The 9,590-nt window shown below is 71.4% G+C and carries 8 protein-coding genes and 1 pseudogene; 5 read left to right on the top strand and 4 right to left on the bottom strand.

From position 1 onward, the window contains the following. The 3 genes from HA630_RS17770 to HA630_RS17760 form a co-directional block, all read right to left on the bottom strand. Positions 1-292: sensor histidine kinase N-terminal domain-containing protein (locus tag HA630_RS17770; protein ID WP_208300150.1), on the bottom strand; the 292-nt coding region annotated here is incomplete at its 3' end. Between the two features lie 49 nt (positions 293-341). After that, positions 342-1,016, bottom strand: a complete 675-nt coding sequence (locus HA630_RS17765) for a response regulator transcription factor (protein WP_166836436.1) — start codon at positions 1,014-1,016, stop codon at positions 342-344. 103 nt (positions 1,017-1,119) lie between these two features. Next, on the bottom strand, positions 1,120-1,551 hold the full coding sequence (locus tag HA630_RS17760; RefSeq protein WP_166836441.1) for a MarR family winged helix-turn-helix transcriptional regulator: 432 nt from the start codon (positions 1,549-1,551) through the stop codon (positions 1,120-1,122). A 204-nt stretch (positions 1,552-1,755) separates the two neighbouring features. On the opposite strand from HA630_RS17760, the gene recA reads away from it, so the two are divergent. From recA to HA630_RS17735, 5 genes are all read left to right on the top strand, one after another. Further along, a complete protein-coding gene (recA, locus tag HA630_RS17755; protein ID WP_166836434.1) occupies positions 1,756-2,841 on the top strand; it encodes a recombinase RecA in 1,086 nt (361 codons plus the stop codon). Further along, positions 2,838-3,305: a recombination regulator RecX gene (gene recX / locus HA630_RS17750; RefSeq protein WP_166836432.1), complete on the top strand. Its 468-nt coding sequence runs from the start codon at positions 2,838-2,840 to the stop codon at positions 3,303-3,305. Before recA ends, recX begins: the two co-directional genes overlap by 4 nt. 87 nt (positions 3,306-3,392) lie before the next feature. Continuing rightward, positions 3,393-3,788 carry a response regulator gene (locus HA630_RS17745; RefSeq protein WP_166836430.1) on the top strand — a complete coding sequence of 132 codons (396 nt, stop codon included), beginning with the start codon at positions 3,393-3,395 and terminating at the stop codon, positions 3,786-3,788. Between the two features lie 4 nt (positions 3,789-3,792). After that, positions 3,793-7,506, top strand: coding sequence for an ATP-binding protein (locus HA630_RS17740; protein ID WP_166836428.1), 3,714 nt, complete (start codon positions 3,793-3,795; stop codon positions 7,504-7,506). A 91-nt stretch (positions 7,507-7,597) separates the two neighbouring features. Then, positions 7,598-9,379 carry a PAS domain-containing methyl-accepting chemotaxis protein gene (locus HA630_RS17735; protein WP_166836426.1) on the top strand — a complete coding sequence of 594 codons (1,782 nt, stop codon included), beginning with the start codon at positions 7,598-7,600 and terminating at the stop codon, positions 9,377-9,379. 28 nt (positions 9,380-9,407) lie between these two features. On the opposite strand, the pseudogene HA630_RS23790 reads toward HA630_RS17735, so the two are convergent. Continuing rightward, positions 9,408-9,590: pseudogene (locus tag HA630_RS23790) on the bottom strand (aminotransferase); the annotation flags it as partial.

The raw sequence follows: 9,590 nt of genomic DNA, 5'->3' as shown, positions 1-9,590 counted from the left end.
TGCCGTCGCGCACCTGGTAGAACACCAGGTCGGTGTCGTCGGCGCGCAGCAGGTCGCGCGCCTGGGCGGTGAGGTTGAACTGGGTCAGGTTGTCGCGCACCACCACGAATTGGGTCAGCGCCTGCAGGTTGAACTCCAGCGCCCGGTCGTAGGGCTTGCTGGCAATGCCCTGGGCCACAAACCAGGTCAGCGCCAGGCTCAGCGGCCACAGCAGCAGCAGTGGGGTGAGCATCCAGTCCAGGATCTCGCCGAACAGGCTGCGTTGTTCGCGCTGGAACAGGCCGAACGGCATCGGCCCGGCCGGGGCGGGCGGGTCCGGTTCGGTATCGAGCGGCGAGGCCTCAGCCGGCGATTTTTTCAAGGCAGTAGCCCAGCCCGCGCACGGTGGCGATGCGGATCGGCCCCTTCTCGATCTTCTTGCGCAGGCGGTGGATGTAGACCTCGATGGCGTTGTTGCTCACCTCTTCGCCCCATTCGCACAGGCGCTCCACCAACTGGTCCTTGCTGACCAGACGGCCGGCGCGCTGCAGCAGCACCTCCAGCAGGCCCAGTTCGCGCGCGGACAGTTCGACCATCTTGCCGTCGATGGTGGCCACGCGGCCGGCCTGGTCGTACACCAGCGGGCCGTGCTTGATCTGGCTGCTGGCCGCGCCGTTGCCGCGCCGCACCAGGGCGCGCACGCGGGCCTCCAGTTCCTGCAACGCAAAGGGCTTGGCCATGTAGTCGTCGGCGCCCAGGTCCAGGCCCTTGACCCGGTCGTCCACGCTGTCGGCGGCGGTCAGGATCAGCACCGGCAGGGCCGAGCCGCGCGAGCGCAGGCGCTTGAGCACCTCCAGCCCGTGCATTTTGGGCAGGCCCAGGTCGAGGATGAGCAGGTCGAATTCGTTGTTGGTCATCAGCGCCGCGTCGGCCTCGCTGCCGCTGGGCACGTGGTCCACCGCGGCGCCGGCGGCGCGCAGGGTGCGCAACAGGCCGTCGGCGAGCACCTGGTCGTCTTCTGCGATGAGTATGCGCATGGCTTGCCTCCTGGGGAAATGTGTCGGCTTGTGGGGCCAGCTTCTTGGATTTGTCTGCATTTTAGGCGCCCGGCCCGGGGTTCGCTGCCCGGCCTGGGGCGCGTCAGGGTTGGTCCCCGTCGGCATAGGCCTCCAGGCCCAACGCCACCACGGTGGCCACGCTGGCGCCCACCTGTTCGCGGAACTCGGCCTCGGCCTGCTGCACCGCTTGGCGAAAGGCCTGCAGCCAGTCCAGCCCGGCCGGGGTGAAGACGATGCGCTTGGCCCGCGCGTCCCGCGGGTCCGGCTCGCGCCGCACCAGGCCCCAGGCGGCGCACTGGTCCACCAGGTCGCCCATGGCCTGTTTGCTCATGCCGGCGCGGTCGGCCAGCTCGGTCAGGCGCGAGCCGCCCCGTTCCAGGTGGCGGGTGATGTGCACGATGGCGGCGCCGACCTGGTCGCGCGCGGCCAGGTGCGACAGGGCCAGCGGCGCCTCGGCCGAGTGGGCCATCAGCGCCAGCACCCGGGCGTCGAAGCGGCGCAGGGCGTGGCCCATGAGCCGGCCCAGGTGGGTCAGGCGCCAGCGGTCGTTGTCGGGCGCGGGGGGTGTTGCGGTCACGGTCTAATGGTAAGTCAAACTGACTAAAAATCAGTGTTTTAAGAAGTTATATCGCGATAAACTGCCCCTCAAGCACCGACACACCATCGTTGAAGCCGGGGAGGCTGGTGCTTCAACCCCATGTTTTTCAAGGAGTTATTCATGAACGCCGCCGTCAAAGCCCCCGACACCGAAAAAGCCAAAGCCCTGCAAGCCGCCCTCGCGCAAATCGAGAAGCAGTTCGGCAAAGGCACCATCATGCGCCTCGGCGAAGGCGAGGCCATCGAGGACATCCAGGTCGTCTCCACCGGCTCGCTGGGCTTGGACGTGGCCCTGGGCGTGGGCGGCCTGCCGCGCGGCCGGGTGGTGGAAATCTACGGCCCGGAATCCTCCGGCAAGACCACGCTGACGCTGCAGGTGATCGCGCAGATGCAAAAACTGGGCGGCACCTGCGCCTTTGTGGACGCCGAGCACGCGCTGGACGTGCAGTACGCCCAGAAGCTGGGCGTGAACCTGCAGGACATGCTGATCTCCCAGCCCGACACCGGCGAGCAGGCGCTGGAGATCGTCGACAGCCTGGTGCGCTCCGGCGCGGTGGACCTGATCGTGGTGGACTCGGTGGCCGCGCTCACGCCCAAGGCCGAAATCGAAGGCGACATGGGCGACAGCCTGCCCGGCCTGCAAGCCCGCCTGATGAGCCAGGCCCTGCGCAAGCTGACCGCCACTATCAAGAAGACCAACTGCATGGTCATCTTCATCAACCAGATCCGCATGAAGATCGGCGTGATGTTCGGCAGCCCCGAAACCACCACCGGGGGCAACGCGCTCAAGTTCTACGCCTCGGTGCGCATCGACATCCGCCGCATCGGCTCCATCAAGAAGGGCGACGAGGTGGTGGGCAGCGAGACCAAGGTGAAGGTGGTGAAGAACAAGGTGGCGCCGCCGTTCAAGACGGCCGAGTTCGACATCCTCTACGGCGAAGGCATCAGCCGCCAGGGCGAGATCATCGACCTGGGCGTGCTGCACAAGGTGGTGGAAAAGTCGGGCGCCTGGTACGCCTACCAGGGCGAGAAGATCGGCCAGGGCCGCGAGAACGCGCGCGAGTTCCTGCGCGAGAACCCGCAGCTGGCGCACGAGATGGAGAACAAGATCCGCGCCGCGCTGGGCGTGCCCGCCTTGCCGCCGTTCGTGGCCGGCGCGCAGCCGGCCCCGGCGGCCGACGAGCTGGACCCCGCGGACGCCGAATGAGCGGCGGGGTGACCGGGCCGTCGCTCAAGGCCCGGGCGCTGCGCCTGCTGGCGCAGCGCGAGCATTCCCGGGCCGAACTGGAGCGCAAGCTGCGCCCGCACGAAACCGAGCCCGGCACGCTGGCGCAGGCGCTGGACGGGCTGGAGGCGCGCGGCTTCATCAGCGAAACCCGGGTGGCCGACAGCGTGCTGCACCGCCGCGCCGACAAGCTGGGCACCGCCCGGGTGCGCGGCGAGTTGCAGGCCAAGGGCCTGAGCGAGGCGGTGGTGGACGAGGCGGTGCAGCGCCTGCGCGAAACCGAGCTGGCGCGGGCCCAGGCGGTGTGGGCCAAGCGGTTCGGGCAGGCCCCGGCCGATGTGGCCGAGCGCGCCCGGCAGATGCGGTTTCTGGCCGCGCGCGGCTTTGCGCCCGAGGCCATCCGCCGGGTGGTGCCGCGGGTGGGTGGTGCCGACCCCGACGTCTGACCCCGCGCGGCTGGCTATGATGGGGACCATGTTGCGAACCGCTTGCTGTCCGGCCTTGCGCCGCTCCCCTTCGCTCGAAAGCCGGTCATGACGGCCACATGCGCCCCCACCACCGGCCTGCGCGTGCTGGTGGCCGACGACGACGCCCTGAACCTGCGCGTGGCCGCCCGCCTGTTGCGCGAACTGGGGCACGGCGGCGCCATGGTCAACGGCGGCCAGCGGGCGCTGAGCGCCCTGGCCCAGCAGCGCTTCGACCTGGTGCTGCTGGACATCCACATGCCCGACCTGGACGGCTACCAGACCCTGTGCGCCATCCGCGAGCGCGACCGCCCCGGCCAACGCCAGCCGGTGGTGATGATGTCGGGCGATGGCGGCGCCGACACCCAGGCGCATTTCGCCCGTGCCGGGGCCGATGCCTTTCTCATCAAACCGCTGTCGGTCGAGGCCCTGACCGAAGGCCTGCGCCGCTGGTGGCCGGGCTGACGGCATGGCGGTGCCCCCGGTGAGCGACGCCCAGGCGCTGCGGTCGGCCTGGGCCCTGTGGGCGCCGCACTGCGCCCAGGCGCTGTTGCTGTGCGACGGCGCGGGCCGGCTGCTGGCCGCCAACCCCGCCGCCGAGCGCTGGTGCGGCCCACCGTCTGCCTGGCTGGGCCGCGCGCTCGACGAGGCCTTGCCGCTGCGCCCGGGCGAGCTGGCCGATCCGCCCGGGTCCTGGGCGGCCCGGCTGGCGGCGGGCGGCGAGAGCGAGCTGTGTGTCGGCCTGGCCGACGGCCGCGAACGCTGGCTGCGCGTGGCGCTGCAGGCGGTGCCCGGCCTGGGCCACAGCCTGGCCCTGACCGACATCGACGAGCTCCAGCGCGAGCGCCGGCGCCTGCAGGCCGCCGTGCGCGAGGGTCGGGCGCTGGTCGAGACCCTGAACCGCCACGCCATCGTCTCGGAAACCGACCGCGACGGGACCATTCTGCGGGTGAACCCGCGTTTCGAGGCCATCAGCGGCTACAGCGCCGCCGAACTGGTGGGCAGCCACCACCGCATCGTCAACTCGGGCACCCACCCGCCCCCGTTCTGGGCCGCGATGTGGGCCACCATCGGCCGTGGCCAGCCCTGGCGCGGCGAGATCTGCAACCGCGCCAAGGACGGTTCGCTGTACTGGGTGGACAGCCTGATCGCGCCCCAGCGCGGCCCCGATGGCCGGGTGGAGAAGTTCATCTCGATCCGCCACGACATCACCCGCCTCAAGCAGGCGAAGATGGCACTGGCCGCCAGCCGGCGCCTGCTGGCGCGCACCGGGCGCCTGGCCGGCGTGGGCGGCTGGTTCCAGGCCGGACGCCAGGACACCCTGTACCTGTCGGTCGAGTGTCTGGCGATCTACGGCATCCGGCCCGACGAGGGCGCCGTGGTGCCGGAGGTGCCGGGCTACCACGCCTTTCCCACCGACCACCCCAAGCTCGCGGCCATCGTGCAGCGGGTGCAGCGGCTGCCGCTGCCGTTCGACACCGTGGTGGAGGTGGCGTCGGAACGCCGCGGCCGCCTGTGGCTGCGCCTGCTGGCCGAACAGGAGGTGGACGAGCACGGCCAGACGCTGACCATCGGGGCGGTGCTGGACGTGACCGCCTTCACCCACGCCCAGCGCCGGGCCCAGGAGAGCGAGCGCACCCTGCGCGCGGCCATCGACGCGCTGGGCGAGGCCTTTGCGCTGTACGACCCGCAGGAGCGGCTGGTGTTCTGCAACGAGCCCTACCGCGCCATGTCCCCGGGGGTGGACGGTTCCACCGCCGCTGGCGTGCGCTACGAGGACGTGCTGCGCGCCGGTGCCGAAAGCGCCACCCCGGTGGGCGTGGACCGGCCCGAAGACTGGGTGGCCGAGCGGCTGCGGCGCTTCCGCAGCCCGGGCTCCGACCAGACCATCGAGATGCGCGACGGCCGCTGGCTGCACCTGGCCGACCGCACCACGCCCGACGGTTTCCACGTCGCCTTCCGCATCGACGTGACCGACACCCAGCGCGCCCTGCTGGCCGCCGACGCCGCCTCGCGCAGCAAGAGCCAGTTCCTGGCCAACATGAGCCACGAGATCCGCACGCCCATGAACGCGGTGCTGGGCATGCTGCGCCTGCTGCAGTTCACCGAGCTGGCGCCGCGCCAGGCCGAATTGGTGGACAAGACCGGCCGCGCCGCCCGCGCCCTGCTCGACATCCTCAACGACATCCTGGACTTCTCCAAGGTCGAGGCCGGAAAAATGGCGCTGGACCCCGAGCCCTTCGTGCTCGACGACCTGCTGGCCGACCTGTCCACCGTGCTGTCGGGCACGCTGGGCGGCAAATCGCTGGAGCTGGTGTTCGACCTGGACCCGGCCCTGCCGCCGGTGCTGGTCGGCGATGCCTTGCGGCTCAAGCAGGTCCTCATCAACCTGTTGGGCAACGCGGTCAAGTTCACCTCGCTGGGCGAGGTGGTGTTGCGCATCGCCCCGGTGCGCGCCGAGGCCGACCGGCTCTGGCTGCGCTTCGAGGTGCGCGACACCGGCATCGGCATCGACCCGCAGCAGCAGGCCTTCATCTTCAGCGGGTTTTTCCAGGCCGAGGCCTCCACCGCGCGCCAGTACGGCGGCACCGGGCTGGGGCTGGCCATCAGCCAGCGCCTGGTCGCGCTGATGGGTGGGCAGATGGCGCTGGAGAGCACGCCCGGCTGCGGTAGCAGCTTCACCTGCGAGCTGGCGCTGGGGGTGCTGGCCCCGGGCACCGCCCCGCCGGCCCCGGCCCCCGGCCCGTTGCCGGCCGGCGTCTGGCTGGTCGGCTGCCACCCGCGCACCCAGGCGGCCCTGCGGTGCGGGCTGGAGGCCCTGGGCTGCACCGTCTGGACCGATGGCCTGCCCGACACCGCCGCGCTGTCGCTGGTGGTGTCGGAGGCGCGCATGGGTGCCGACCCGCACGCGGCGCTCGCGGCGGCCTTGCAGGCGCGCGCGCCCGGCGCACCCGCACCGGTGTGGCTGCAACTGACCCGGGGCGCCGATGTGGAGGCCCCGGCCCAGCCCAGCCCCGGTGGGCAGCCGCAGCACCTGCTGGTCAAACCGCTGACGGTGCCGCAGTTGTTGCGGGCCTACCGCCAGGCACTGGACGGCGCCGACACCGCGGCCGCCTGCCCGTGGCCCGCCCCCGCCGCGCCGCGCCGCCTGCAGGGCCTGCGCCTGTTGCTGGTGGAGGACAATGCCTTCAACCAGGAGGTGGCGCAGGAGATGCTGCGCCGCGAAGGCGCCACGGTGGCGGTGGCCGAGCACGGCCTGGCCGCCCTGCAGCGCTTGCGCGCCGACATCCGGGCCCACGACCTGGTGCTGATGGACATGCAAATGCCCGTGATGGACGGTTTGCAGGCCACCCAGGCGATCCGCCGCCTGCCCGGCGGGGCCGGCCTGCCCATCGTCGCCATGACCGCCAACGCCATGGCCGCCGACCGGCAGGCCTGCCTCGACGCCGGCATGAACGACCACCTGGGCAAACCCTTCGACCTGGACGAAGTGGTGCGCGTGGTGCAGGCCCACACCGGGCGCTGCGCCCCGCCCAGGCCGGCCACGGCGCCGTTCGAGCCGACGCCGGCCGATCCGCCCGAGGAAGACACGCTGCCCGTGTTCGCCCCCGAACCGGCCCTGCGCCGCCTGGGCGGCGACCGAGCCTTTTTCCAGCGCCTGCTGCGCGGCTACCCCGACACCCTGCGTCCGCAACTGGCCGAATGGCAGGCCGCGCGACAGGCGGACGACACGGTGCTGGCCGCGGCCGCCCTGCACCGGCTCAAGAGCGGCGCGGCCAGCACCGGCGCCGAACGCCTGGCCGCGCTGGCGGCCCGGTGGGAACGGCAGTGCCGCGTTGGCGCCTGGCCGGCCGACGCCCTGGCCCTGCCGGCGCTGGCCGACGCCACCCTGGCCGCCCAGCGCGGGGCGTGGGCCGATGCGTTGGCGGTGCCCGACCCCGCCGCCCCTCCACCGCCCGTGGCGGCCATGGCGCTGCAGGACTTGCATGCCCTGGAGGCCCTGGTCCGAGCAGGCGACCTGGCCGTGTTCGACGCCTGCGCCGACTGGGTGCAGCGCCACGGCGCGCCGAACGGACTGGACACCCAGGCCCTGTCGCGGGCCATTGATGACTTTGACACCGACGCCGCCCTGGCTGTGATCGAATCCCTCAAAAACCACCGATTTGATCCAGATCGACCGTGACGGGCGCGGGGTTCTGTATAAAAATGGTTGCAACTGCCGATAAAGCCACCACAGGCACCCTTTTGCCCCAGCGTTTCACCGGAAGCCCTTCATGCGCACCAACCTGCCCATCACCCAAAACAACTACGACTTTCCGGCGGACCAGACGCTGATTTCGGTCACCGACCTCAAAGGCCGCATCACCTACTGCAACACCAACTTCGTGGCGGTCAGCGGCTACACCCGCGACGAACTGCTGGGCCAGCCGCACAACCTGGTGCGCCACCCCGACATGCCGGAAGAGGCCTTCCGCGACATGTGGCACACCATCCAGGAAGAAGGGCTGCCCTGGACCGCGCTGGTGAAGAACCGCCGCAAGAACGGCGACCACTACTGGGTGCGCGCCAACGCCACGCCCATGCGCGACGGCGAACGCATCGTGGGCTTTCTGTCGGTGCGGACCAAGCCCACCGCCGCCGAAATCGCCACCTACGACAAGCTCTACGAAACCATGCGCGCCGAAGCCGCGGCGGGCCGGCGCAAGCACGTGCTGCACCGCGGCGCGGTGGTGCGCAAGGGGCTGGCGGGCGGTGTGGCGCGGCTGTTCCGGCCCGGCCTGCGCGGCCAGCTGATCTGGCTGAGCGTGCTGGCCGCCGGCGGCCCGCTGGTGGCGGCCGAACTGGGCATGCCGGGCTGGGTCACCGCGCTGGCGGCGCTGGGCACGGTGTCCTTGTCGGCGTTCTTCGCGGTGCGCAGCGTGGAGGCCATCAACCGCGTCATCCGTGAAGCCAACCTGATGGCCGGTGGCGACCTGACCCAGCCCATCACCGTCAACGCCACTGGCGAAATCGGCCAATTGCAGCTGGCGCTGGCCCAGCTCAACGTGTCGGTGCGCACGGTGGTGCGCGACATCCGCCACGAGGTGCGCAACCTGCTCGGCGGCGCCAACGAGATCGCGGCCGGCAACAACGACCTGTCGGCCCGCACCGAGGCCCAGGCCAGCAACCTGGAGCAGACCGCCGCCTCGATGGAGGAGATCAACGGCACCATCCAGCAGACCGCGCACCTGGCCTCCGAGGGCGCGGGCGTGGCCCGCGACACCGCCGGCGTGGCCAAGCGCAGCCACGCCGCCGTGCTCACCGTGGCCGACACGATGAAGGACATCGCCGAGTCGTCGCGCCGCATCGGCGACATCATCCAGGTGATCGAAGGCGTGGCCTTCCAGACCAACATCCTGGCGCTGAACGCGGCGGTGGAGGCCGCGCGCGCCGGCGAACAGGGCCGGGGCTTTGCGGTGGTGGCATCCGAAGTGCGGGCGCTGGCCCAGCGCACCACCTCGGCGGCCAAGGAAATCCGCGAACTCATCGAGGAATCGCGTGGCCGGGTCGATGCCGGCAACCAGCGCGCCGGCGAAGCCCGGGTGCGCATGGACGAGGCGATGGTGTCGGTCGAGCGCGTCACCTCGGTGCTGGAGGAAATCAGCAACTCGGCCAGCGAACAGTCCAGCGGTGTGGCCCAGGTCAGCGAGGCGGTGTCGCAGATGGATTCGATCACCCAGCAAAACGCCGCCATGGTGGAGGAGCTGTCGGCCGCGGCCGCGTCGCTCACCTCGCAGGTGGAGCAGGTGCACAGCACCATCCGGGTGTTCCGCCTGACCGCCAACGACGTCACCCTGGCCGAAATGGACGCGGTGGAGCTGCGCAAGCAGGGCATGAACAGGGGCGAGCCGCTGGACGCCCACGGCGACCGCGCGCCCGCCGCACCGGCCGTGGCCAGCCGGGCCAAACCGGCCCCGGCGGCGGCCCCGCGCCAGGCGGCGTCCTTGCCCAAGCCGGCGGCACGCCCGGCGGCGGCAGCCAGCAACAGCGCCGAAGGCGACTGGGAAAGTTTCTGACCCGGGCGCCCCGGGTCGGGGCCCGGCGTCAGCCGAACAGCGCCTGCATGCGGGCGATCGCCTCTTGCAGGTCCGCCAGGCTGCTGGCAGTGGAAAAGCGCACGTGGGTGCCGGCGTCGCGGTCGCTGAAATCGCGGCTGGGCGTGGCCACCACGTGGGCGCGGTGCATCAGCTCGCGCACGAAGTCGGCGCTGTTGTCCACCCCCAGCCG

This window comes from Aquabacterium sp. A08, from assembly GCF_011742065.1.
The sequence above is the reverse complement of the archived record's forward strand: the minus strand, read 5'-3'. Positions and strand labels throughout refer to the sequence as shown.